Origin of the sequence: Prochlorococcus marinus str. GP2 (assembly GCF_000759885.1) — a bacterium.
GTDB classification, from domain to species: Bacteria; Cyanobacteriota; Cyanobacteriia; order PCC-6307; family Cyanobiaceae; genus Prochlorococcus_A; species Prochlorococcus_A marinus_J.
Genome location: NZ_JNAH01000003.1, coordinates 20,298 through 46,553, shown reverse-complemented (window position 1 = coordinate 46,553; position 26,256 = coordinate 20,298). Strand labels below are relative to the sequence as shown.

The 26,256-nt window shown below is 30.8% G+C and carries 21 protein-coding genes; 9 read left to right on the top strand and 12 right to left on the bottom strand.

The genetic code is table 11. The features are described from left to right. Positions 1 to 289: 289 nt before the first annotated feature. Complete coding sequence (locus EU91_RS09250) at positions 290 to 427, top strand: hypothetical protein (RefSeq protein ID WP_193741582.1); 138 nt, start codon at positions 290 to 292, stop codon at positions 425 to 427. 8 nt (positions 428 to 435) lie between these two features. On the opposite strand, the gene EU91_RS07375 is transcribed toward EU91_RS09250, so the two are convergent. Then, positions 436 to 1,398, bottom strand: coding sequence for an aldo/keto reductase (locus tag EU91_RS07375; protein ID WP_025880075.1), 963 nt, complete (start codon positions 1,396 to 1,398; stop codon positions 436 to 438). Positions 1,399 to 1,548: 150 nt separating this feature from the next. Between EU91_RS07375 and EU91_RS07380 the strand changes: the two genes are divergently transcribed. Then, positions 1,549 to 2,220 (top strand): AAA family ATPase, encoded by a 672-nt coding sequence (locus tag EU91_RS07380; protein WP_025880073.1) that lies wholly within the window; start codon positions 1,549 to 1,551, stop codon positions 2,218 to 2,220. Positions 2,221 to 2,388: 168 nt separating this feature from the next. On the opposite strand, the gene argJ is transcribed toward EU91_RS07380, so the two are convergent. Continuing rightward, entirely contained in the window at positions 2,389 to 3,627 is a 1,239-nt protein-coding gene (gene argJ / locus EU91_RS07385) for a bifunctional glutamate N-acetyltransferase/amino-acid acetyltransferase ArgJ (RefSeq protein ID WP_032523838.1), read from the bottom strand. Positions 3,628 to 3,703: 76 nt separating this feature from the next. Here argJ and coaE point away from each other — a divergent pair, with 76 nt between their 5' ends. Further along, entirely contained in the window at positions 3,704 to 4,321 is a 618-nt protein-coding gene (gene coaE, locus EU91_RS07390; protein WP_032523837.1) for a dephospho-CoA kinase, read from the top strand. Positions 4,322 to 4,324: 3 nt separating this feature from the next. On the opposite strand, the gene gatB is transcribed toward coaE, so the two are convergent. After that, entirely contained in the window at positions 4,325 to 5,797 is a 1,473-nt protein-coding gene (gatB, locus tag EU91_RS07395; RefSeq protein WP_032515494.1) for an Asp-tRNA(Asn)/Glu-tRNA(Gln) amidotransferase subunit GatB, read from the bottom strand. A 79-nt stretch (positions 5,798 to 5,876) separates the two neighbouring features. Here gatB and EU91_RS07400 point away from each other — a divergent pair, with 79 nt between their 5' ends. After that, on the top strand, positions 5,877 to 6,986 hold the full coding sequence (locus EU91_RS07400; protein ID WP_032523836.1) for an FAD-dependent oxidoreductase: 1,110 nt from the start codon (positions 5,877 to 5,879) through the stop codon (positions 6,984 to 6,986). Between the two features lie 3 nt (positions 6,987 to 6,989). On the opposite strand, the gene ndk is transcribed toward EU91_RS07400, so the two are convergent. Continuing rightward, positions 6,990 to 7,448, bottom strand: coding sequence for a nucleoside-diphosphate kinase (ndk, locus tag EU91_RS07405; protein WP_032523835.1), 459 nt, complete (start codon positions 7,446 to 7,448; stop codon positions 6,990 to 6,992). Positions 7,449 to 7,570: 122 nt separating this feature from the next. On the opposite strand from ndk, the gene speA reads away from it, so the two are divergent. Then, positions 7,571 to 9,517, top strand: coding sequence for a biosynthetic arginine decarboxylase (gene speA, locus EU91_RS07410; RefSeq protein ID WP_032523834.1), 1,947 nt, complete (start codon positions 7,571 to 7,573; stop codon positions 9,515 to 9,517). Here speA and alaS read toward each other — a convergent pair. Continuing rightward, on the bottom strand, positions 9,502 to 12,162 hold the full coding sequence (alaS, locus tag EU91_RS07415) for an alanine--tRNA ligase (protein ID WP_032523833.1): 2,661 nt from the start codon (positions 12,160 to 12,162) through the stop codon (positions 9,502 to 9,504). The genes speA and alaS overlap by 16 nt on opposite strands. Positions 12,163 to 12,280: 118 nt before the next feature. Here alaS and EU91_RS07420 point away from each other — a divergent pair, with 118 nt between their 5' ends. From EU91_RS07420 to EU91_RS07430, 3 genes are read left to right on the top strand one after another with little or no spacing between them, the layout of a single operon-like run. Next, complete coding sequence (locus EU91_RS07420) at positions 12,281 to 14,056, top strand: diflavin flavoprotein (protein WP_032523832.1); 1,776 nt, start codon at positions 12,281 to 12,283, stop codon at positions 14,054 to 14,056. A 16-nt stretch (positions 14,057 to 14,072) separates the two neighbouring features. Beyond that, positions 14,073 to 15,875, top strand: a complete 1,803-nt coding sequence (locus EU91_RS07425; protein WP_032523831.1) for a diflavin flavoprotein — start codon at positions 14,073 to 14,075, stop codon at positions 15,873 to 15,875. Between the two features lie 17 nt (positions 15,876 to 15,892). Then, complete coding sequence (locus EU91_RS07430; protein ID WP_032523830.1) at positions 15,893 to 16,417, top strand: NAD(P)H-dependent oxidoreductase; 525 nt, start codon at positions 15,893 to 15,895, stop codon at positions 16,415 to 16,417. Between the two features lie 22 nt (positions 16,418 to 16,439). Here the strand turns inward: EU91_RS07430 and mrdA are convergent, their stop codons facing one another. From mrdA to cbiD, 7 genes are all read right to left on the bottom strand, one after another. After that, the gene (mrdA, locus tag EU91_RS07435; protein WP_072012883.1) at positions 16,440 to 18,230 is read right to left on the bottom strand and encodes a penicillin-binding protein 2; all 1,791 of its coding nucleotides are present in this window, start codon (positions 18,228 to 18,230) and stop codon (positions 16,440 to 16,442) included. Positions 18,231 to 18,241: 11 nt separating this feature from the next. After that, complete coding sequence (locus EU91_RS09245; protein ID WP_193741581.1) at positions 18,242 to 18,385, bottom strand: hypothetical protein; 144 nt, start codon at positions 18,383 to 18,385, stop codon at positions 18,242 to 18,244. A gap of 99 nt (positions 18,386 to 18,484) precedes the next feature. Further along, positions 18,485 to 19,093, bottom strand: coding sequence for a hypothetical protein (locus tag EU91_RS07440; protein ID WP_032523829.1), 609 nt, complete (start codon positions 19,091 to 19,093; stop codon positions 18,485 to 18,487). Positions 19,094 to 19,176: 83 nt separating this feature from the next. Then, positions 19,177 to 19,890: a PD-(D/E)XK nuclease family protein gene (locus tag EU91_RS07445; RefSeq protein WP_032523828.1), complete on the bottom strand. Its 714-nt coding sequence runs from the start codon at positions 19,888 to 19,890 to the stop codon at positions 19,177 to 19,179. Between the two features lie 56 nt (positions 19,891 to 19,946). Beyond that, entirely contained in the window at positions 19,947 to 21,887 is a 1,941-nt protein-coding gene (locus tag EU91_RS0108380) for an acyltransferase family protein (RefSeq protein ID WP_052041260.1), read from the bottom strand. A gap of 391 nt (positions 21,888 to 22,278) precedes the next feature. Beyond that, entirely contained in the window at positions 22,279 to 23,865 is a 1,587-nt protein-coding gene (guaA, locus tag EU91_RS07450; protein ID WP_032523827.1) for a glutamine-hydrolyzing GMP synthase, read from the bottom strand. A 48-nt stretch (positions 23,866 to 23,913) separates the two neighbouring features. Beyond that, a complete protein-coding gene (gene cbiD / locus EU91_RS07455; RefSeq protein ID WP_032523826.1) occupies positions 23,914 to 25,032 on the bottom strand; it encodes a cobalt-precorrin-5B (C(1))-methyltransferase CbiD in 1,119 nt (372 codons plus the stop codon). 87 nt (positions 25,033 to 25,119) lie between these two features. Between cbiD and EU91_RS07460 the strand changes: the two genes are divergently transcribed. Next, a complete protein-coding gene (locus EU91_RS07460; RefSeq protein WP_032523825.1) occupies positions 25,120 to 26,256 on the top strand; it encodes a pyridoxal-phosphate-dependent aminotransferase family protein in 1,137 nt (378 codons plus the stop codon).

Genomic DNA, 26,256 nt, shown 5'->3' with positions numbered 1-26,256 from the left:
AAAACACAAATGCTAACAAAATCGTTAGTTTCTCCCGTCAAACAGCACCAGTTGCTGCTTGATCCTAAAGGAGATGGGGTTATATCAGCCTTATCAACCAAATGATACGAGGAGTCTGGAAGGACTCCACTTTTTAAATAACTAAGAAGTTGTAGTGGATAATTTATGAGAGTGTAAATATTGCTGCAATTACTTGTATTAAAAAGAATTTTTTTAATTTTATAGGTATAAATACTGAGAAGATAAGTTTTAAATTAATTTATCTTATTAAGAAATCCAATCTTGCAAAATGGAATCTAATAAAAAACTAAATGACTTGATAATAAATCTCAAACCAAAAGTTATTAGATTCACTGGTGAAAAATTTCCCAATGAACTATGGAATAGTGGTTGTCAAATCAAAAAAAATAAGAACATAGCTAGCTAAAAATTTAATTAATTACTCGAAAAAGGATTTTTCGGCATTTTTTTTAAACATTTTTGTGAAACCTCCTGTAGTACTTTAAATTCATTTTTTTTTAAATTCCAATTAAATACATTAGATATATCTATAACTTGAGATTTTTTTCGCATTCCAACTAATGGAATAGTTCCTTGATAACAACACCAATTAATTGCTACTTGCGCTTGGGAAACTGATCTTTGATGCGCAATTCTTTTTAGACACCTCCGCAATTCATATGTTGGTTTTTTATAGTTTTCAAATAAGGAATTACGAATAAAACTTTTTTCTTTATTTTCTTCTTTATCAGGATCAATACAAAGTATTCCAAAGGACAAAGGACTATAAGCGAAGAAATCAATATTATTTTCGTCGCAAATTTTTTTTACCTGATATTGTTTTCCTAAATCGGGAGCAAGCAAAGAAAACTGTATTTGAACACTCTTTAAGTGCTGATCTCTTTTTGCTAAAAAATTAATTAATTTCATCAATCTTTTAGGGCCTATATTTGATAAACCTATTTGAAAATCAAAGCCTTCATCTTTTAAATCGCAAAGATTATTCAACAGCCCTAATTCCTGCCAAGGATTGTATTTTGCAGTTGACCAATGTAATTGCACTATATCTAATTTGTTATTAAGTCTCTCTAAACTTTTCAAAAAAGGTTTATTGAAGCCTCTATTACCTATTCTCCAGGGATAAGGTGCAAGTTTGGTTGCTATTTGAATTCTTTTTTTCTTTGCTGAAGGAGTATTTAGTAAAAATTTTCCTATCAACAATTCACTTCTACCCTGAAGATTCCCAGTACCGTAAGAATCTGCAGTATCAATTAGATCGAAACCTCTTCGTAACGCTTCATCATATGTCTCACGTAAATCATCGTCATTTGTAGATTGGTAATTCCAGAAAAGCTTATTCCCCCAGGACCACGTACCTAATCCAATTCTTTTCTTCACTAGCCAATTTAAATAAGGAACTTTATAAGGTTATCTAAAAATATTAACTTCTTTAAAATATTTCAAAAAATAAGTTTTAAAGCATTATAAATCAATTTCTCTTGACATTAAGAAATTATTCTCCAAAGTAAGAGAAATAAAAATAAAAAATTGTTCATTACCGTTTGCGGACAAAAAGGGGGGGTGGCCAAGACCTGTACAAGTATTCACCTTGCAAGTGTTTGGCATTCTGAAGGTAAAAAAGTTTGCATAGTCGATGCCGACAAGAATAGATCTGCTTTAGCATACGCATCAAGAGGCAACCTTCCATTTCCAGTTTTCCCCGTCAATTCAGCTGCTAAAGCATCAAGATCATCAGAAATTGTAATAACTGATGGCCAAGCTAGCAGTGATCAAGAAGAACTTAAACACTTAGCGTATGGTTCAGATTTAGTTATCTTACCTACAACTGCAAAAGCAAGATCAGTAGAATTAACTGTTGAACTAGCTAATTTATTAAGCAACTTAAAAGTTAACCATGCTGTAGTAATAGTAAAAGTTGATTTTAGACAGCAAAAAGCAGCGCAACAAGCCAAAGCAGCTCTAGAAAATTTTGGTTTATATGTTTTTGATACATTTATACCCTTACTCTCAGCATTTGATAAAGCAGAAGCCTCCGGCAATGCTGTATTTGAAGCTGTAGACGATTTAGGTAGATCAGATCCTCGTCGAATGACGGGCTGGTCTGCTTATTGTTCAATTGCCTCACAAATTCCATGCCTGATTTCGAAGCCCTCATCCGACACCAACAACTTAAACAACCAACAACCAATAAGCGCTTAAAAGTAGTTGATTCTCCTAATTTTGAAGAAGAAAAAAAAGAAGAAGCAATAATTAGACAATCTGGATTATTAGTTAATTTTTTTGGAGGTTTTATAGGCTCTGTAATTGGAACTTTAACAATACTGTTTCTATATATAAATGAATATCTACCATTAGATTTACTAAAACTTAAGTAGTATATTCGCTATTTATTTCAACATATTTTTTAGAAAGATCGCACCCCCAAGCTGTGCCTTTCGATTCGCCTGAATTTAGATTAATCATAATTTTTACAATATCATCTACCAAATATCTACCTTTCATTCTGGACTTAATATAGTCTGTGACTTTTTGTGGATCATATTTATTTAACTTGCCTTTTTCCAAAATGTGGGCGTTTCCTATATACAAGTCAACGTCATTTAAATTAAATTTAACTCCAGAATTACCTGCAGCAGAAATGATTCGTCCCCAATTTGGATCACAACCATGTATCGCAGTTTTTACCAAAGCAGAATTACAAATAGATTTCGCGATCATAATTGCATCATCTGTATTTTTTGCTCCTTGAACCAAAACTTCTAATAAACAATTTGCTCCCTCTCCATCCCTTGCAATATTTTTTGCCAAGTTCTGACATACAATATCAATCCCTTGTTGGATAATTGGAAAAAACCTTTTTTCAATTTTCTCTCCTGCATTTATTCCAACAAAAGAATCATTTGTGCTTGTCTCTCCATCAACTGATATTGCATTAAAAGATTTTTGAACCGCAATAGCAATCATTTTGTCCCATTCTTCTTTTTGAATACCCACATCACAGGTTAGAAAAGCAAGCATTGTAGCCATGTTGGGGTAAATCATTCCTGAACCTTTTGCAAATCCTGCTATTTTTATTTTTCTACCTTGAATAATCGTCTCTATTGACACTTTTTTCAAAGTCAAATCAGTAGTTAAAATTGCTTCTGCTGCATTTGCAAAATTATTACCCTTTAAATCACTAACTAAATTCGGTAAATTTTTTACTAAATCATTTATTTGTATTGGGACACCAATTACACCAGTTGAGCACATTAAAACTTCTTCTTCTTTTATTCCTAAAAGTTCCGCAATCTTTCCTGTAGCAATTTGAAAATGTTGAATACCAAGATTTCCTGTACAAGCATTTGCTTGACCAGAATTAATTAGTATTGCTCTTACAAAACCTGAAGTTGTTTTAATCCTTTCCTCACAAATATCCACACAAGAAGCTCGAACAATTGACTGGGTAAACATTCCACTAAAAATACTTCCTTCTGGAGCGAGTATTAGTGCTAAATCTTTTTTATTAGAAGCTTTTAAACCAGCAGATATCCCAGCAAAAAGAAACCCCTTGGGTGTTACCTTACTGTCATCAACAAACGACCAATTGGAATCTAACTGGCTCAAACTTTTTGGTATTTTAATTCATACTAACTACTCTTTAAAACTAAAGAAACTAAGTAATTAGATTATTATTAATTATATGGATATTCTTCAAAAATTAAAAAACAACCAAAGAAGGATTGGTTTAACAGGAGGTATTGCAAGTGGGAAGACAACTATAACTAATTACATAAGAAAACATAAAAACATACCAATATTAGATGCAGATCATTTTTCAAGAGAATTAATCAAACCAAACACATATGGATATAAGAAAATTTTAGATTATTTTGGAAATAAAATTATTGATAATAAAAGCAATTCAGAAAGGGAAATAAACAGAAAAATTTTAAGGAACATTATTTTTAAACATTCAGAAAGCAAGGAATGGATTGAAAAACTACTTCACCCTTTAATTAAAGAAAGAATGATAGAAGAATGCAGTCAATACAGAAATAATCAAACTATAGTATTGGTTATTCCATTATTGTTTGAAGCAAAATTTGAAGATATTTGCACTGAAATATGGTTAGTTAAATGTCCTAAAGAAATACAAAAAAACAGACTTATCACAAGAGATAAAATTAGCGAAAAAGAAGCATATGAATTGATAAATTTTCAATTAAGTTTTGAAGAAAAAAGAAAATTCTCAGATATTATTTTAGAGAATTCGGATGATCAAAATAAATGGATCAATACAATAAAAAAGCTTCTTTAAGATTTAGCTATTTAATTTTTCCATAAGAAGTTTATTTGCAAGTTTAGGGTCTGCTTTACCTTTTGTTCTTTTCATAAGTTGACCAACAAAAAAACCAAGTAACTTAGTTTTGCCATTTTTAAATGCTTGAACTTCATTTGGATGTTCATTTATAAGTTCATCAATTATTGGTGAAATACTTGAAGAATCGGATATCATTGCCAACCCTTTTTCTTCAACTAATTTTTTCGGGGAAATATTTTTTTGAATAAGTTCAGGTAAAATTTCTTTTGCAATTTTTCCACTAATTATATTTTTTGAAATCATGTTGATCATTTCAGCAAGATTTTCAGGACTAAGCTTTAATTCACTAAAACTTAGTTTGTTTGATTTTAAATAGCCCACAATATCACTTGTTACCCAATTAGAAGCTAGTTTAGCCTCAGCACCATTTGCTACTGTTTGTTCAAAAAAGTTTGCCATGCTTATTTCATCAGAAATTACCCTTGCATCATATGCAGACAACCCAAATTGACTTACGTATTTATATCTTTTCTTTGAAGGTAATTCTGGTAGTTCTTTAAACCATATTTCTTGTTGGGCTTTTGTTATTTCAATTGGACCTAAGTCAGGATCAGGAAAATATCTATAGTCACTGCTACCTTCTTTTAATCGCATACTTTTCGTTAATTGCTTAGCTTCATCCCATAACCTTGTTTCTTGGAAAATTTTTCCTCCATTTTCATAAACTTCTATTTGTCTGGCTATTTCATAATCACAAGCCTTTTGAATTGCAGAAAATGAATTCATATTTTTTATTTCCACTTTGGTACCAAAAGGAGCATTAGGTCCTTTTCTAACTGAAATATTGACATCGCAGCGTAATGAACCCTCTTGCATATTTCCGTCAGATACCCCTAGATATCTAACTGTTCTTCTAATCTCTGAAGCATATTCAGATGCCTCTTTACCTGATCTAATATCTGGTTTACTTACAATCTCACAAAGTGCTATTCCGGCACGATTGTAATCAACTAAAGAATACTTAGAGCCAGCTAATCTATCACTTCCTGAATGGACTAGTTTTCCGGCGTCTTCTTCCATATGTAGCCTTTCTATACCAATTTTTTTGATATAAGGTTCTTTGTCCTTTTCAATTATTTCAACCTCTAACCAACCATTTTCAGCTAGTGGCTCATCAAATTGTGAAATTTGATAATTTTTAGGAAGATCAGGATAAAAATATTGTTTTCTATCAAATTTACAATGTTCTGCAACGTTTAAATTTAATGCTAACGAAGTTTTTACAGCATACTCAAGAACAGTCTCATTCAGAACTGGAAGAGTTCCTGGTAACCCACAAACTACAGGATCTATATGGGTATTAGGTGCATCACCAAAAGCTGTTGACGCAGATGTGAATATTTTACTTTTCGTATTAAGCTGTACATGAGTTTCCAAACCAATCACAGCTTCCCAAGATTCCAAATTGTTCATTATTAAAAGTCTCTTTATTAATATTATTGGATATAAAGGAAAAGAGGACCAAAACACAAATAAAAATATTAATTTTTAAATGGCACAAGAAACCAAAAATTCAATATTAATCATTGGAGGTGGACTTTTAGGTTTATCTATTGCTTATGAATTTTCTAGAAATAACTACAAAGTTTTAGTTTTAAGCAAAAACAGAAATGAATCAGCTGGATTTGTTGCTGCAGGAATGTTAGCTAGTCATGCCGAAGGGCTCGAAGATGAATTACTAAAATTTGGCCAAGAAAGTCAAAATCTTATTCCAAAGTGGATAAAAAGTATTGAACAAGATAGTAATATTAAATGCGGTTTAAAAAAATGTGGCATAGTAGTTCCTTTTAAAAACAAAAAAGATCTTGAAGAGTTTCCAACTTATGAATATGGAAAATATTTAAATCACAAAGATCTTCAAACAGAAATTAAGGGAATGAATTCTATTTGGAAATATGGTTTGCTTTTTGAACAAGATGGTCAAATAGATAACCGAAGAAGACTGATGCGTGCTCTTGAGAGAGCATGCTCCTTGCATGAAGTCGAATTTCATGAGGGATCAGAAGTAAAGGATCTGACATTCGAAAAAAACAAAATTACAGGTGCAACAGTTTTATGTGCCACTGGGGAAATAAAAAAAATTAACTGCGAAAAAGCAATTATATGCAGCGGTGCTTGGAGTAAAAAAATTTTTAATAAGATTCCAGTCTTTCCTGTAAAAGGACAAATGCTATCAATACAAGGTCCAACAAATTTTTTGAAAAGAGTTATTTTTGGTCCAAAAACTTATCTAGTTCCCCGTGATGATGGACTTATCATAGTTGGAGCGACAGTTGAAAAAGATTCAAAATTTAATCAGGGTAATACTCCTAATGGAATAAAACAACTGCAAGAAGGCATTCGATCCTTATTGCCAGAAGCTATTAATTGGCCTCAAATGGAACATTGGTGGGGATTTAGACCTTGCACACCAGATCTAAAACCAATAATTGGAAAATCAAAAATTGAAAATCTTTTTATAGCTACAGGACATTACAGAAATGGGGTTTTATTTTCTGCAATAACAAGTGATCTTCTTTTAAAAATAGTTCAAAATAAAAATCTCAAAGAAATAGAAAAAAGCTTTTTAGAAAAATTTAGTTTAGATAGATTTGCGATTTAAATTTTAATTTTCAGATCGCCATTTCGAATCAGAAGTTTCCCATTCACACAATTCCTCTTTGTTGAACCATAGATCAATTTCAAATTTTGCTGTATCTTCTCCATCAGACCCATGAATAATATTCCTCCCAATATCAATAGCTAAATCACCTCTAATTGTTCCAGGCTCTGCTTCCAAAGGTTTTGTTGCGCCTATTAGTTTTCTAGCACTCAAAATAACTCCTTCGCCTTCCCACACCATTGCTACAACAGGGCCACTTGAAATAAAGTCTACTAAATCACCAAAAAAGGGTCTTTCTCTATGTACTCCATAATGATTTTGAGCAAGTTCTTTTGAAGGAATTAATTGCTTTAATCCCACCAATTTAAATCCTTTTTTTTCGAATCTGCCAATAATCTCAGAAACATATCCTCTTTGAACGCCATCTGGTTTAATTGCAATAAAGGTTCTCTCTTTGGTCATTTAGTTAGTAATCACTCTATGTATATTCAACTTTTAGGTGGTAACTTGGCAAGTAATCATTAAAATAAAAGATATTGATTTGAGTTATTTTCAAAAACATTTATTAATCACTAAGACATAAATTGACCAATTTTGAACCGAAAAAATTAAAGAATATTTGGACTATTGAAGATAGTATTTCGACTTATAACATAGACAAATGGGGAGATAAATATTTTTCTATAAATTCCAAAGGAAATATATCAGTAACTAAAGATATAAAATCTGAAAATAAGATAGATCTTTTTAAACTTGTCAAAGAACTTAAGAGCAGAGAAATAAATCCTCCATTAATCATAAGATTTAATGATATTTTGAAAGATCGCTTAAATGCTTTACATGACTCTTTTTTAAAAGCAATAAAAACCTATAAATATAAGAACATTTATCAAGGCGTTTTTCCTGTCAAATGTAATCAACAGAAAAATGTACTAGAAAAGATAATAGAGTTTGGTAGCCAATGGAATTTTGGTTTAGAAGTAGGAAGTAAATCAGAACTATTAATTGGCCTTGCACTTCTTGAAAACCAAAATTCATTATTAATATGCAACGGATATAAAGATAAAAAATATATTGAGATTGCTACTTTGGCCAGAAAACTCGGCAAAAATCCAATAATAGTTATTGAACAACGAGATGAAGTAAAAAGAATTATTCAAGCAGTTCAAGAACTTAACGCGACTCCATTGATAGGAATTAGAGCAAAGTTATCAAGTAAAAGTAGTGGGAGGTGGGGTAAATCTATTGGAGATAATTCCAAATTTGGATTATCAATCCCAGAAATTATGTTGACAATAAAAGAACTAAAAGAAGCAGATCTTATCAACGAAATGAAATTGCTCCATTTTCATATAGGCAGTCAAATAAGTGATATTGCTGTGATCAAAGACGCATTACAAGAAGCGAGCCAAATATATGTTGAACTGTGTAAACTAGGAGCCCCAATGCAATATATCGACGTTGGGGGAGGATTAGGAATAGATTTTGATGGAACTAAAACCTCCTCCAACACTTCTACTAATTATTCTCTTCAAAATTATGCTAACGATGTAGTTGCAACTATTAAGGATTCATGTGAAATAAATAATATCAAGCATCCAACAATAATCTCAGAAAGCGGAAGAGCAATAATTAGTCATTGTTCAGTTTTGATTTTTAATGTCTTAGGAACAAGCCATGTCAGTTCCAAACTACAAATTTTTGATAAAAAAAATCAACAATTAATAATTTCAAATTTACTTGAAACTTTCTATGAATTAAAAAAACTTAAAAATAAAAAAATAAATTTATCTCAAATTATTGAACTATGGAATGATGCAAAAAAGTTTAAAGAAGATTGCTTAGTCGCTTTTAGATTAGGATTTTTAAGTTTGGCAGAAAGAGCTTATGCCGAAGAACTTACTTGGGCTTGCGCAAAAGAAATTTCCAATAACCTGAATAATGATGAAATCAATCACCCTGATTTATCTGAAATTACAGAAACTTTAGCATCGACTTATTATGCAAATTTATCTATCTTTAAATCTATTCCCGATAGCTGGGCAATAAATCAGATTTTTCCAATAGTACCAATACATAGGCACTTAGAGGAGCCGTTCTGCAAAGGCAACTTTGCAGATTTAACTTGTGATTCAGATGGGAAACTAAATAATTTTATTGATAATGGAGAAATTAAATCATTACTAAATTTACATAAGCCAGAGGAAGATAAAGATTATCTAATTGGAATTTTTATGACTGGAGCCTATCAAGAAGCACTAGGAAACTTGCACAATTTATTTGGCAGTACAAACGTTGTTCATATAGATATAAATCAAGATGATTCATATAAGGTCAAAAATATTATTAAAGAGGACAGTAAATCTGAAATTTTACAATTATTAGATTATAGTTCAGCTTCTTTGGTCGAATCTATAAGGATTAATACTGAATCAGCAATTGATCAAAAAAAATTAACTATTGAAGAAGCAAGGAAATTAATGGATCAAATCGAAATTAGTCTCAGAAAAAGTAGTTATTTATCAGAATGACTATCTAATGTTTTTTGCAAATAATTTTTAGCATAATCTAAAGCATCACTTAACTTATCAATATCTTTAGCACCTGCTTGAGCAAAGTTAGGCTTTCCTCCTCCACCTCCCGAACAAATTCTTGCAATCTCATTAATTAATTTACCTGCATGCAATCCTTTTTTTACTGCATCATCACCTAAAGAAACCACAAATAACAACTTTCTATTTTCTGGATTTGGTATTCCCCCAAGAATAACTATTGCTTTATTTCCCAAATGAGAAATTAAATTAAGTGCTGTAGATTGCAAAGAATTCCCATCTAAGCCATCAATCTGATTTACTAAAATTGAAAAAGAATTTACTATTTCTGCGGATGATTTTATGGAAGAGTATTTAAAATATGCAATTTCATCTTTCATTTTTTGTATCTCTTTATTCTTATTAATAAGCTCTGCTTGCAAATTATTAACCCTTTCAAAAAGTTGATTAGGATTTGCTTTTAACAAATCACTTAGTTGATTTACTAAAGCATTTCTATCACTGAAATAGTCTAATGCTGATTGACCTGATAATGCTTCGATCCTTCTTACTCCGGCTGAGATTCCTTCCTCACTAATTATTTTGAAAGAACCTAATTCGGATGTAGTTTTAACATGTGTGCCACCACAAAGTTCCATTGAAACTCCTGGTACATTAACAACGCGCACTTCATCATCATATTTTTCTCCAAACATGGCGACTGCACCCATTTCAAGAGCCTCACTCTTAGACATATTTTTTATTTCTAAGGCATGATTTTCCATAATCCAAGAGTTAACTAAAGTCTCAATCTTAGAAATTTGATCTTTAGAAATAGGATTAGAGGAATTAAAGTCAAATCGTAATTTATTAAAGGCAACTAATGAACCTTTTTGTCCGACACCTTCGTTAACAACTGATTTGAGCGCAGATTGTAATAAATGAGTAGCTGTATGGTTTGCAGCAGCCTTAGCTCTATTAGAGGAGTTAACGTTAGTCTTAACTTTTTGTCCAATAGTTAATATTCCTTTTTTGATAGTTCCGTAATGTAAGAAAACATTTTTCTTTCGCATAACATTATCAACCACAACCTCTACATCTTCTGAAAATATCGTTCCAATATCACCAACTTGCCCGCCAGATTCTCCATAAAAAGTTGTCTGATCAAGAACAATTAAAACTTTCTGCCCCTTAGTTGCTTTCTTAACTAATGTTGAATCCAAGAATATACCCTTTATTTCAGCTTCCGAAAGGAGTGAATTGTAACCATTAAAAACAGTTTTTTTAAAAAGATCTATTTCTCGTTCTAATGATCCCTCTAATGTCAAATCAATATTGCTTGAAGCAGCTTTAGCTCTCTCTTTTTGTGCATTCATTTCTTCTTCAAAACCCTTTACATCTACACTGATACTATTTTCTTCTGCAATTTCTACAGTAAGTTCTAAAGGAAATCCATAAGTATCATAAAGTTCAAAAGCTTTAAAACCAGAAATTAATTTCTGCCCTGAAGAAATTAACTCATCTAATAATTTCTCTCCTCTTTCAAGAGTTTCCCTAAATCTTATTTCTTCAATTTTTATCTCATTCAAAATTAAATCATTATTATTTTTTAAATCAGGATAGTTTTTTTTCATTAAATTGATCCCAACAGTAGCAATATTGGGTAAAAATTCATTTGTTATCCCTAATAATCTCCCATGTCTGACCATTCTTCTAATAAGCCTTCTTAATATATAACCCCTGCCGAGATTACTTGCTGCTACTCCATCAGAAATTAAATGAATAACAGCTCTTATATGATCTCCAATAATTTTTAAAGAAATTTTGTTTTTATCATTTGAAGAAAAATAATCAATATTTGAAATCTCACAAGTTTTTTGAATGATAGGAAAAATTAAATCTGTCTCATAATTATTTTGCTTTTTTTGCAGTATTTGAGCCATCCGTTCAAGGCCCAGTCCTGTATCAATATTTTTAAATTTTAAATCTGTCAATTTTCCATTAGGATCGCGATTATATTGCATAAAAACAAGATTATAAAATTCAATGAAACGATCTCCGTCTTCTAAATCGATATTCTGCAGGCCTTTTTCAGGATAAAAATCATAATAAAGTTCTGAACAAGGTCCACATGGACCTGTCTTTCCTGAAGACCAAAAATTATCTTTCTCACCAAGTTTCACTATCCTATCTGGATGAATACCAATTTCATCTCTCCAAATTTTTGCAGACTCTCCATCTTCATGAAAGACACTCACAATTATATTTTCAGCAGAAAGTTGATAAATATTAGTTACTAATTCCCAAGCCCAATGAATAGCCTCTCGTTTAAAATAATCTCCAAAAGAGAAATTTCCAAGCATTTCAAAAAAAGTGTGATGTCTAGCTGTAACACCAACGTTTTCTATATCGTTTGTTCTGATGCACTTTTGGCTAGATGTAGCCCTTTTTGATGGTCTTTCTTTTAAACCTAAAAAAACTGGTTTAAAAGGTAGCATCCCCGCAATTGTGAGCATAACCGTAGGATCATCTGGAATTAAAGATGCACTTGGAATGATTTTATGTAATTTCTCACTGTAAAATTTTAAGAAAGCATTTCTTATTTCATCTCCAGTAAATATTTTTTTAATTAGTTGAGATGTCATTTATCCAGAATAAAAAGAATAAAAATAAAGAAAAGCGTAATTTCGGTTATTTCGCAAAAATAATCACGCGGATTTATATTCTACATAACTAAAGTTATTCTATAAAGCGATTTGTCCTATGATAGCCTCTGCCCAGACAACTAATTCTAAAGTGGCACAAATAAATAATAAGTTGACAGTTCAATCTCAAAATTTTGCTGATGATTCATTTGCCATAAGATCTTTGGATTGGGATCGTAGTAGATTTGATATTGAATTTGGATTAAGAAATGGAACTACATACAATAGTTTCATAATTAAAGGAAAAAAATTAGCAATTATTGATACTAGTCACGCAAAGTTTGAAGAATTATGGTTTAAAGAATTACTGAAAAATGTAAATCCACAAGAAGTGGATTATCTAATTACAAGCCATACAGAACCTGATCATTCTGGCTTAATAGGTAATCTTTTAGAATTAAACCAAAACATCACAGTAGTAGGATCAAAATTAGCACTTAAATTTATTGAAGACCAAATACATATTCCCTTTAAGCGTCTAGAGGTTAAGAGTGGAGAGTTTTTAAATCTCGGAACTAATCCTAATAGCGGTTTAGAACATAATATTGAATTTATAAGCGCACCAAATTTACATTGGCCAGATACAATTTTTTCATATGACCACAGCACTCATGTTCTCTATACTTGCGATGCATTTGGACTCCATTATTGTTCTGATGAATTTTTTGACATCGATCAAAAAGAAATATATGATGATTTCCGTTTTTATTACGATTGCCTAATGGGTCCAAACGCTAGAAGCGTTTTGCAAGCAATTAAAAGAATAGATAAGTTACCTGAATTAAAAACAATAGCGGTAGGTCACGGACCTTTGCTGCATAATCAAGTAAATTATTGGAAAGGAAAATATCTAGAATGGAGTAGCAATAAAAGCAAAGGTAATGATTTTGTATCAGTCTGCTATATAAGCGACTATGGTTATTGTGACCGACTAAGTCAAGCTATATCACATGGAATAAGTAAAGCAGATGCACAAGTTCAATTAATAGATTTAAGATCCTCTGATCCGCAAGAATTAACAAGTTTAATTTCTGAATCAAAAGCAGTAGTCATACCGACATGGCCAGTAGATTCAGATAATGAATTAAAAAAATCTCTTGGGACATTGTTTGCCGCATTAAAGGCTAAACAATTTACGGCTGTTTATGATGCATTTGGTGGAAATGATGAACCAATAGATTCCTTAGCGAATAAACTAAGAGAACTTGGCCAAAAAGAAGCTTTCTCTCCTTTAAGAGTGAAAAATATTCCAGATCCTATTGTCTATCAACAATTCGAAGAAGCCGGAACTGACTTAGGCCAATTGATCAATAAAAAGAAAAATATTGCCTCAATGAAGAGCTTAGATTCTAATTTAGATAAAGCGTTAGGAAGATTAAGTGGAGGATTATATGTAGTTACAGCTAGCCAAGGAGAAGGTTCTACATTTAGACAAAGTGCTATGGTCGCAAGTTGGGTTAGTCAGGCAAGTTTTTCTCCACCAGGTATCACTGTTGCAGTAGCAAAAGATAGAGCTATTGAATCATATATGCAAGTTGGAGAAGGTTTTGTTGTGAATATCTTGAGAGAAGATAACTATCAAAAAATGTTCAGACATTTTTTAAAAAGATTTGCTCCTGGAGCTGATAGATTTGCAGATGTAGATGTAATTAGCAACATTGCAGAAGGAGGACCAGTCCTATCAGATTCACTCGCATTTCTAGATTGTAAAGTTAGTTCCAGGATGGAGACTCCTGACCATTGGATAATTTACGGAATTGTTGAAAATGGTAATGTCTCTGACTTATCATGCAAGACAGCAGTTCATCACAGAAAAGTTGCTAATCACTATTAGTAAATAAGTCTTCAAAATGTCAGAGATTAATATAAGCTTATTTGAAGAAAATCAAAACTTTTCAAAATTTGAAATTGCTGAAAATATTACTTGCATTAGATTTCTCGATCATAATAAAGAAAGATTTGAACTTGAATTTAATCTAGAGAAAGGAACCTCATTTAACACTTTTTTAATAAGAAATAATGACGAACTTTTAATTATTCATCCACCTGAAAAGCAATATTTAAATTCATTTAATGAAATAATTTCTAACTTTTTTAATCAATTTAAATTAAAAAAAATTAACGTCATCTCTGGACATATCAACCCCCAAATAATAGAAACCATAAAAGAAGTAAATAAACAATTTCAAAACTTAACTATAACTTGCTCAAATCCTGGCTTCAAACTTATTAGTGAACTTTGGAATCAAAGAAATCCTAACTTAAAAGAATTTATTGAAGTTCAATTACCCAAAATCAACATAATTAAGAAAGAACTTAATTTAGAATTAGAAAAAATTTCACTAGAATTAATTCCTATTCCAACTGCACGTTGGCCTGGAGGACTAATAATTTATGAACGTAATCAAGAAATACTTTTAAGTGAAAAAATTTTCTCTGCTCATATTGCATCCGAATATTGGTCTGAGACAAATCGAATTAGCACAGAAATTGATAGAAAACACTTTTATGATTGTTTGATGGCACCGATGTCTAATCAAGTGGTATCAATAACTGAAAAAATTGCAGATTATGACATTAAAACCATTGCACCATTGCACGGTCCAGCTATTGAATATAGCCTAAAAAGCTTTTTAAATGACTACATTCGATGGGGTGAAAATCTCACAACAAATAATCCTAAAATCGCTCTTATTTATGCAAGTGCTTATGGAAATACAGCTTCCATAGGGGATGCTTTGGCCAAAGGTATAAATAGAACCTCAGTTGAAGTGGAAAGTATTAATTGTGAATTTACATCAAATGATGTACTCATAAAATCTATCCAAAATGCAGATGGATATTTAATAGGATCTCCCACACTTGGGGGGCACGCCCCAACGCCTATAGTAAGTGCATTAGGGACATTATTATCAGAGGGCAATAGAGATAAACCGGTTGGGATTTTTGGTAGTTTCGGCTGGAGCGGCGAGGCGATAGATTTACTTGAATCAAAATTAAAAGACGGCGGTTTTCACTTTAGTTTTGAACCTATAAGAATTAAATTCAGTCCAAATAAACCAAAAATTAAAGAGCTAGAAGAAATAGGAACCCACTTTGGGAGAAAAATTATAAAGAGAGCTAAGAAAAAACCTAGAAAATCAGATACTGGAATGATCACAAGTAAAACAGATCCAAAGTTACAAGCTCTTGGAAGAGTAATTGGGTCACTTTGTGTTCTAACTGCTTCTAAAGGAAAAGATGAGAATAATATCAGAGGAGCTATGCTTGCATCCTGGGTTAGTCAAGCAAGTTTTTCTCCACCAGGATTAAGTATTGCTGTAGCAAAGGATAGATCTGTAGAGTCTCTACTTCAAGTAGGAGATTCATTTGCTTTAAATATCTTAAGTGAAAAAGATTTTAAAGAACCTTTGAAAAGATTCACAAAACCTTTTTCACCAGGTGAGAATAGATTCGAAGGCTTAAATATTGAATTTACTCCTAATGAACAGATAATAATTCCTAACTCCTTAGCATGGTTGGATGCCTCTGTAAAAGAAAGAATGGAATGTGGGGATCATTGGGTAATATATGCTGAAGTACAACACGGTAATATACTTAAGTCCGATTGTTTAACAGCAGTTCATCACCGTAAAACTGGTGCTAACTATTAAATTTATTTATCTTATTTATGACTGAATCAAAGGATCTAATAATTATTTCAGCTAGTTGCGGGAAAAATCTAGAACTTTCTCAGAAATTCCTTGAAAAAAGTAATGAACTTAAAATAAGTTCTGAGATATTAGATCTTACTACTATTGATATTCCACTATTTAATCCGCGAATTCATAGCAAAGAAAATATTCCAAGTGAAATAAAGGAATTAAAAAAAAAGCTTTTCGCAATAGAAAAATGGGTTATTTGTGCTCCAGAATATAATGGATCCATACCTCCAATTCTCTCAAACTTCATAGCATGGCTCTCTATTTCGGGAGATGACTTCAGGAATTTATTTAATGGACAACCTATCGCAATTGCAACATTTTCTGGTGGAATAGGACTGGAACTTCTTACTTCATTACGTATTCAATTAGTTCATTTAGGAAGTCAGGTATTGGGGAGGCAGCTTTTATCCTCATATAGCAAACCGATAGATACCAAAACTATTGAAGATATTATTCAAAGACTTCTACAAATGAAAAAATTAAAAACATAGAACTTTAAAAGATAATAAAATATCATTTTTTCTTATTCCAAACTTTCAAAATTTCTCTAGCCATAGGAAGTGCATGCACAGATCCCCCACCAGGTGTATTTTGTGCAAAGGCGACTATAAGTAACTCACTCTTTTCGGAGGGAGTAAAACAAACGAACCAAGCGTGATCTAAACCACCTTCACCATCTTCTGCAGTTCCCGTTTTACCTGAAACAGGAGGTAAATTTGAAACTCCATAATTAATTGATACACCTGTGCCAGATTCAACTACTTTCCTTAAACCATTGTTTATTAACTGAATATGTTTTGGATCAATATCACTTTTAATTCGTTTTTTTTCTGAAAGATATTCCCCATCTTTATTAACTAAATGAGGAGTCACTAAATAACCTCCATTTGCAATCAGAGCATATGCTCTTGCTATTTGAATAGGAGTCACTTGAACAACAAATTGACCAATCGACATACTTGCAATATCTTCTGGGACCCAAGGGGTTCTTCCAGGGTCCCCCCATCCTCTACCATCTTTAGCCCATTGACTGCTAGCTACTAGTCCTATATTTTCTTGCTCAGCAATTTCAATCCCAGAAAAAGAATTAAAACCAAGTTTTCTGGCAACCTTATAAATTTCATCAACACCTACTCCATATCCCACTTGGTAAAAGAATGTATTACTTGAAACTCTTAAAGCATCTTCATAACCTATTACTCCAAAGCCTAAATCATTATGTTCTCTAAAACATTGGCTGCCATAAGTAATACATGATTTTGTTTCAAGCATTGTATCAATGGGAAATTTTCCACTTTCCAAGCCAGCTAAAGCCGTTACAATTTTCCATACACTTCCTGGGTCATAAGCATTTAGTGCTCTATTAAATAAAGGTTTCTCAGAAGAATTAAATAGATTATTATATTCCCTCTCAGGCTTAAAATCCTTTGAAAAAAAATTTAGATCAAAAGTTGGGCTACTTGCCATCGCTCTTATTGCACCATCTCTTGGATCCATAACTATTATCGCTCCCGCTTTTTTGTCTTTTAAAACTTCCTCTGCAACTAGTTGCAAGTCTATATCAATTGTCAATTCAATATCATTACCTTGTTTAGACGGTTTGATACCTAACGATTTTTGAAATTCACCTAAAGAGTTAACTTCAATCATCTCTCCGCCCCATTCACCCCTTATAAAGTCTTCATACACATATTCAATTCCAGTTCTTCCAATTAAGTCATTAAATTTATAACCTTTCTTAGATAAGAATTTATATTCTGAATCATTGATTGGCTGAGTATAACCAATCACATGAGCAGCTACAGATTTATAAGGATAATTTCTAATTAATTTCGTAGCTATTTCAAAACTAAATAAATTATCTTCATTTTCCCTAAATCTTATTAATTGCTCGATATTTAAATCATCAAGAATAGTGACTGAGAGTTTTTGATTTTGTAAACCATTAAGAAATTTTTTTTCTATTGAATTACTATCTATATCTAACAAATTAGAGATGCGTAATTTTTGTTTTTCCCAATATCTTTGATTTATAGATTGAGGTTTTATTATCAAAGAATATCTAACTCTACTATCTGCCAAAACATAGCCATTTTTATCAAGTATTCTTCCACGTACTGGTTGCGAAGCAATCAGTCTAATCCTATTCTCATCAGACATTATTTTAAAAGATTCATAATTTAATAGTTGTAAAAAAATCAACCTTAATAAAATCAAAAAAAACGAAATAGAAGAAAAAATAAGTAAGACTACAGGTTGTCTCCTTGGTGAAATAAGTTTTTTATTAGAATTACTTTTGATCAAAGAATTTAAATTTATCTAGATATTGTTTTTTCTAATAAGGCAATGGTTTCGCGTATCTCTTTTAGTACAGTAAGTAATTTTTTATATTCACTTTCTTCATTATTCAAAGTATTATCGTAATTTTTTATCTTACTAGAATTAAAATTATCATTCATAAAATTTTAAATTCATTATTCTATATATACAATTTTAAATAAAAAAATTTATTTTATCAAAATAATATTAAGTTCAGTACTAAAAAATATCACAATAAATTAATTTAATTTATCAAAATTTTGTTCAAAATAGGGATTGCAACTGTTTTTAGATATTCCTAAAGACCAACCAATAAATGATGATATAAATATTGTGACTATCAATGGCAAAATAGCCTGTTGAGTATTTTGAAGAATAAACCATTCCCTCCAACTGCTTAAAAACCTTTCTCTCTGAAATTTTCGTTTTTCATTTTCTAATAATCTTGCTTTTTTTGCGAAAGATTTTGTGACCCACTTTTCAAAAGGTATTTTTTTTATAATCGCCATTTTTCTCTCAATTTCTAATAATTGTCCTGAACTAAGATTAGGGTGAAATGTACTAATCAATTCAAGAGTTTTTAAAAACATCTCAACTGTCGCATCTTTTATAAGTTTTTGCTCATGACTTAAATCAGCCCACTCTATTTCTGGATAAAAACGATTCCTATTAGGTTGAATCTGATCCTCTGACATTTGACCAGGTTCTCTAAGCCATCTATTTGTATTTTCGTCAAATCTCCGCCAATACAAAAAAGGATTAATAAATATTGTTTTCCCAGAAATTTTTACTACATCTTGTTGGAGATGATTAGTTATCTTTCTTTCAGAGTTTTTCGATTTTATCAAAAGTCCAAAATTTTATAATCTAATTAAAGATTATCTTTTATTTAATTTTTTTCCAGAAATATCAAATAATTATTTTATTTGTATTAATTTTTTGATAAATCCCAGCGCTTTTTTAGATAATTACAATATTCGCAATTTATTGAAGGTTTGGGGAAAATATCAGAACGAAGTAAATTAACCGTTTCAATTATCTTATTTTCTACCCATGAAGTATAACAATCTAACCTAATTAGATGTACATCAAAATTTAATTGATTATTAAATACCTCTTCATTTTTCTTGCCATTAAAATATAAAAGGTAAGCTTCTTTAGCAACTTGAAAACCGTTTTTTTTAAATAACCATTGATACATTTCCAATTGTCTTTTATAAGCTTTTGCATATTCGTATTTATTAAAAGTTTTAGTCCAATCAAAATTATTTCTAGAAGTTGCTTTAACATCAACGATAATAAGATCACCATTTTTTTTCTGCCAAATATCATCTACAGCTCCACCAAAATCATAATTATGTTCAATTGACTTATATCTTATCCCTTGAAAATTACTTCTCCAGAGTTCTAAATCTTTGTGTTTGAAAGGAATAGCATCTATACCTTTTTCAATAAATAAAGGATGTGGTTCCTGAATTCTTCGGTAGTGATCAAATTCATTTTTACATAAATTATCAACAGCTATATTTAGTGTAAATGGTAGTGATGGCGGTTTTATTTTATATTTCTTATCCAGTACACAACATCTTGGACAACTAAGATATTTTTCAACAGTAGATCGACTTAATTTAATAATCTCACTCATTACGTTTTAATTCTCATTTGGAAGATGTCTATTTTTAAGAAGTAACCTTACTAATTTTAAAGAAAATTATTTCTTTGTAAGAAATTTATAAAATCTGGATATATATAATTTTTATTTGCATAGTCAGTTATGTGGTTTTGATCAATATATAAAGGTTTTCCAGAGGTATCGGTTACAGAACAATTATTATTTTTACAGAGGACATTTAATGGATCATATATGAAAACATCCTTTTTCAGATTATTTATTATTTTTATTTCTTGTGCTCTTCTTTTTAAGATTTGACTTTTAGGAATCATACAATTTTTTTTGTTTTGTTTTGAAAACCAATTTTCATAGCAATTTTGTACTGGGTATTCAAAATTAGGAGAAATTGAAAATAATATTACTTTAGCTCCTTTAGATAATACAAATTCAATAAAAACATTTAATTCTAGAATATTATCGCCAATACCATCATTGGAAATAACAATTACATCATCTTTTTTGATTAATGATTTTACTCTTTCTAAAATAACAAACTGACTTTGACATTTTTTCCTTTTAAATTCTGCTGATGGAAATAAACATTCGCTAACAGAAATACCTTCTATTGAAACTTTATTTTTTTTGGCTAGAAGATAATGCGTTTCACGATAGTGATCAGAATGAGAATTTCCTAAAAAGTAAAATGTTTTATTATTATTATTTTTAATACTACATCTTTCAAAATTAAAATTATTAATTGAACTATTTCCCTTATTTATATGACAAAAGTTCCCAGAGTAATCACCATATTCAGATACGATATTTTTATTTGAATTATTTCTAGATCTTGTAATTAAATTTATATATTTATAATTACCTAGATAAAGTTTACCTTTTAAGGGTTTACCAAGTATTAAAAGACTAAATATTGAAATTAATGAGATTATGATACCGAGTGCAAAAGTTTGAAATCTTGAAAAATTAAAAATATTTGTTCTAAATGGTTTTTCTATAAATTCATAAGAAAGAATTGCCATTAAAAACATTATTATTATTTGTATCAATATAGAATATTTTGTTATACCAATTGTCCATCTACTAGTTACTAAAATTGACCAATGCCATAAGTATAAAGAGTAAGAAATTAAACCAATATAACGAATTTTATCAATGGTTAAAATTTTATATAAAAAATGTTTAGTCCTTATTTTTAAGAGAAATAATGATGTGATACATATTGTTGTCAAAGTATTAAGTCTTGCAATTTCATTTGGAGAGATAAATATAAAAATTATTAATAAGAAAAGAATTATTGTCAGAAAATTACTTGAGTTTTCTCCTTTCTTATTTTGATTTTTATAAAATAAAAAAGATAAACAACCTGCTCCTATCTCCCAAAACCTTAATGGCATTAAAAAATATGCTGCTGGTTGATTATTTTGATAAAGGTATAGAAATCCTATAAGAGAAGGAACAGAAAGTATTACCATGACTAAAAACAGATTACGAACTCCATGCTTGGTCTGCTTGGCAAAACCAGAAAACCAAATTAGAAATGGGAACAAAAAATAAAATTGCTCCTCTACTCCTAGCGACCAAGTATGCGTAAACATATTTAAATCTGCAGAGAGACCAAAATAATCTAATGACTTTGAATATAAAAATATATTTGATAATCCGAGCAAAGATGCTATCCCCGTTTGTAAACTAACTCCTGAATTGAAATTGAAAAAACAAATTACTATGCTCGATACTAAAACAAAAAATATTAGCCCTGGTATGAGTCTTCTAATTCGACGTTCATAAAAACCAGAAAGAAAGTCAAAGAGGTTCTTGCTTTCTTTTTCTGCTGCCGATGTGATTACAAATCCTGAAATAACAAAAAAAATATCAACTCCTAAATAACCACTTGGAAGTAAATCTTTATTAAAGTGATTGATAATTACAGCAATAACAGCAAATGCTCTTAAACCATCAATCTCAGGCCTATATTTGCTTTGAGAGAGTTTCTTATTCTCAATATTTATCAATTTGCAAATACAAATCTCTTACTTAAGATATAACATCATCACTCATAATGAACTTCCATTTGTAATTTTTCAGACCTCCTTGTTAGATCTATGCATCTTTTTTGTATTCAGCACTCTTTTATTCAGTATCAAAACCGTTAAATATATATGCAGATGAAGAATATTTATCAACTTTTAAATAAATAAAAATAATCTCCTAAAGTAAAAAAAAACAAGTCATAGACAAGGTTTAATGCTTAATATTTACTCCCACTCTATAATACCGAGAAAAAATGCAGTCATAAACCTAGTAATACCAACATGTTTGAACCCATAATAACACACATTTTCCTGAGGGAAACCTGAGGGAAACCTACTTTTTGAGTCTATAACTGGGTTTATAACCTATTCTTCACTCCCATTCAATTGTGCCAGGAGGTTTGCTTGTTATATCATATATAACTCTATTAACAGAAACTACCTCATTTACTATTCTATTTGAAATTCTCTCCAAAATCTTAAAAGGAATTTTTGACCAGTCTGCTGTCATTCCATCTTCACTAGACACGCATCGTAAAACTATTGGCCACGCATAAGTTCTCTTATCACCCATAACTCCTACAGTTTTAACCGGTAACAATACTGCAAAAGCTTGCCAAATATCATCATAAAGACCTGCTTTTTTTATTTCATCTCTGACTATCCAGTCCGCATCTCTTAAACAATCCAGTTTTACATTAGTAACTTCTCCCAAAATTCTTATTGCCAAACCTGGTCCTGGAAATGGATGCCTCTTTATAATTTCATCCGGCAAGCCTAGAGCAGCACCCAATTTTCGAACTTCATCCTTAAAAAGTTTTCTTAATGGCTCAACTAATTTAAATTGTAAATCTTTTGGTAACCCGCCAACGTTATGATGACTCTTTATTTTTACAGCTATTCTCTCACCTGTCTTAGGATCAATATTAGTACCAGCACTTTCAATAACATCAGGATATAGAGTACCTTGCGCTAAGTAATGAAAAGGTCCCAATCTATTACTTTCTTCTTCAAAAACTCTAATAAATTCTTCACCAATTATTTTCCTTTTTTGTTCTGGATCAATAATCCCTTTTAATTTTGTAATAAACCTTTCCCTAGCATTAATATATTCAACCTTTATATGAAATTTCTTATCAAAAAAATTCATTAAAAACTCAGGTTCACCTTTTCTCATGAAACCTTGATCAATAAACATGCATGTCAACTGATTCCCAATTGCTTTATTAAGTAGAAAAGCAAGAGTTGAAGAATCAACGCCTCCTGATAAAGCAAGCAAAACTTTCTTATTACCAACTTGTTCTTTTATCCTGGGAATTGTCTCCTCTAAAAAGGTTTCGGTTGTCCAATCAGCTGAACATCTAGAGATGTTATAAACAAAATTTCTAATTAGAGTCATCCCAAACTCTGAATGAACCACCTCAGGATGAAATTGTACGCCAAATAATTTTTTTTTATCATCTGAAATTGCTGCATGAAGTGTATTCTCGGTGTGTGCAATTTTATTAAATCCATCAGGCAAACAATTAATTGAATCACCATGACTCATCCACATTATAGATTTATCTTCTACACCAGAAAGTAGATCACATGCTAAATCTATATTTATTGGTGCTTGCCCATATTCAGCTTTTTTAGTAGCTGAAGTAACAGAGCCCCCAAGTTCTTTAACCATTAATTGCATTCCATAGCAAATACCAAGAATAGGAATTCCTAGATCAAATATTTTTTGATCACATTTAGGCGCATTTTTTTCATATACAGAATTTGGTCCTCCACTCAAAATTATCCCTTTAGGTTTAATTTTCTGAATATCCTCAACTGAAATCAAGTTACTTACCACAAGAGAAAAAACATTGGTTTCTCTGATTCTTCGCGCAATCAATTCAGAATATTGAGATCCGAAATCTAAAATTAATATTGAAGGATCCCGTTCTTTTTTTAAAGATTTTTGACTCATGTATAAAAGTTAGCTCAAATTATTTACAAAAGCATAATCAATCAAAAATTAATCGAATTGAAAATAAGCAATATAGTCATTACCATTTTTTCCTGACCACCTAATTTTCCTTTTTCTATCAAAAATGATTGCTGCAATCTCCATATCAGTTTTTACATACCTATTAACATATGCAAGAGAACGCTTTTCAATCATATTTGATAAATTTTGGAATAATTTTTCTGCTATAGATTTACTAAAGCTTTCAAGAAGTAATAAAGCATCTTCAAGGGTATCTAAGTGAGATAATTTATCTATAATTTCGAATGGGACTTTTTCTTTAACGGCTAGATAAACAAGGATTTCAATTCTTCCATCAGCTAAATGATTGTGTGTATGAAAAATACCGCCCGCTAATTTAATTAACTTACCATGATAACCAAAAAGAACTACAGTTTGAACATTTTTTATTGCAGCATCAACTATCAATGGACCTATCCAGTTACCAACTTTTATAATTGGCAATTTAACATTACAAGTTTTTGCCAAATTTAAGCCATTTTCACCAATAACAAAAACAACTTTCCCTTTAAAATCATTTTTAACTAAATTCGATAGTTCTGTTTTAGCCTCTTCTAATTGATCGGGTGAAGCACTAGAATAAGTCTCAGCAGAAGTTCCAATAATAGATAACCCATTTACAATACCAAATGATTGATTACTAGTTCTTTGAGCTAGAAACTCCCCATTTGGGAATATAATTTCTAAATTCAAAATAAAACCCTCAGGGATAATATCCAATAAATTTTCATATAAAACTTCTTTTGCAAAATCAGAAATGCATATCTCTGATGTATCCTCTTTAATCCCTACACCAGATCCTGCAATAATATTTATTAGATTTGTTTGAACAAGATTTTTACAAGAAATTTTTTCAAAAGCAGCTATTGTCCATATCTCTAAGTTTTGTGTAATATCAAGATCTAAGCCAGACCTTGCAAAGGAAATTCCTAATGCATGCGAATCATCTTTAAGTAGTCCGACAGAATGAATCTCGATTTTTATTTCTTTTTTTTCATTAGGAATCCTTATTAGTTCATAATTCTCAAATGGTAATCCTACTAATTTTTTTAATGCTGATTTAGCAGCTCCAGCAACCCACAAAGGTAAAGAAAATCCTTTTTTCAAATCAAGTAATTGAAAAATATATAATGAGAACTAATCTAAGAATGACCTATTTCACAAAAAGTGGCCATACAACAAAAATTATCATTGATGATTCCTGGACCAACACCAGTTCCAGAAAAAGTTTTACAAGCATTAAGTAAACATCCAATAGGCCATCGCAGTAAAGAATTCCAAGATCTCGTAGAAAGTACTACTAAAAATTTACAGTGGCTACATCAAACTCAAAATGATGTTCTAACAATTACTGGTAGTGGAACTGCCGCAATGGAGGCTGGAATAATAAATACCTTAAGTAAAGGAGATAAAGTAATTTGTGGAGAAAATGGAAAATTTGGCGAAAGATGGGTAAAAGTTGCTGAAGAATTTGGCCTAGAAGTAATAAAAATTGATTCCGAATGGGGGACTCCACTTGATCCAGAAGAATTCAAAAAATTATTAGAGGAAGATAAACAAAAAGAAATAAAGGCAGTTATTTTAACTCATTCTGAAACTTCAACCGGCGTAATTAATGATCTAGAAACTATAAGTTCATATATTCGCGAACACAAAACAGCTTTATCAATTGTTGACTGCGTAACGAGTCTTGGAGCTTGCAATGTACCAGTAGATGAATGGGAATTAGATATCGTTGCTTCCGGATCACAAAAGGGATATATGATACCTCCAGGGCTTAGTTTTATAGCAATTAGTCAAAAAGCATGGGAAGCTGCAGAGAAATCTAATTTACCAAAATTTTATTTAAATTTAAAATCCTACAAGAAAAGCCTTTTAAGTAATAGTAATCCTTATACCCCAGCAGTTAATTTAGTTTTTGCTTTAGATGAAGCTTTAAAAATGATGAGAGAAGAAGGCTTAGATAACATTTTCCTCAGACATAATAAACATAAATTAGCAATGAGCAATGCTGTAAAGACTTTAAATCTAAAATTATTTGCTGATGAAAAATACTTAAGCCCTTCTATTACTGCAATAAAAACTGAAGGAATGGATGCTGAAGAATTTAGAAAAACCATAAAAAGTAATTTTGATATTTTACTTGCTGGTGGTCAAGATCATTTGAAGGGGAAAATATTTAGAGTCGGACACTTAGGTTATGTAAATGATAGGGATATTATTACAGTAATTTCGGCTATTAGTACTACACTACTAGACCTTGGTAAAATTTCAGCTCAACAAGCTGGTGAAGCTTTAGTTGTTGTATCTAAATATCTTGAGGGAAATTAA

Coding starts and splice junctions, on each gene's coding strand:
- EU91_RS09250 (WP_193741582.1), top strand. CDS start 290: ATGGAATCTAATAAAAAACTAAATGACTTGATAATAAATCTCAAACCA.
- coaE (WP_032523837.1), top strand. CDS start 3,704: ATGGATATTCTTCAAAAATTAAAAAACAACCAAAGAAGGATTGGTTTA.
- gatB (WP_032515494.1), bottom strand. CDS start 5,797: ATGAACAATTTGGAATCTTGGGAAGCTGTGATTGGTTTGGAAACTCAT.
- EU91_RS07400 (WP_032523836.1), top strand. CDS start 5,877: ATGGCACAAGAAACCAAAAATTCAATATTAATCATTGGAGGTGGACTT.
- ndk (WP_032523835.1), bottom strand. CDS start 7,448: ATGACCAAAGAGAGAACCTTTATTGCAATTAAACCAGATGGCGTTCAA.
- alaS (WP_032523833.1), bottom strand. CDS start 12,162: ATGACATCTCAACTAATTAAAAAAATATTTACTGGAGATGAAATAAGA.
- EU91_RS07420 (WP_032523832.1), top strand. CDS start 12,281: ATGATAGCCTCTGCCCAGACAACTAATTCTAAAGTGGCACAAATAAAT.
- EU91_RS07425 (WP_032523831.1), top strand. CDS start 14,073: ATGTCAGAGATTAATATAAGCTTATTTGAAGAAAATCAAAACTTTTCA.
- EU91_RS07430 (WP_032523830.1), top strand. CDS start 15,893: ATGACTGAATCAAAGGATCTAATAATTATTTCAGCTAGTTGCGGGAAA.
- EU91_RS09245 (WP_193741581.1), bottom strand. CDS start 18,385: ATGAATGATAATTTTAATTCTAGTAAGATAAAAAATTACGATAATACT.
- EU91_RS07445 (WP_032523828.1), bottom strand. CDS start 19,890: ATGAGTGAGATTATTAAATTAAGTCGATCTACTGTTGAAAAATATCTT.
- guaA (WP_032523827.1), bottom strand. CDS start 23,865: ATGAGTCAAAAATCTTTAAAAAAAGAACGGGATCCTTCAATATTAATT.
- EU91_RS07460 (WP_032523825.1), top strand. CDS start 25,120: ATGATTCCTGGACCAACACCAGTTCCAGAAAAAGTTTTACAAGCATTA.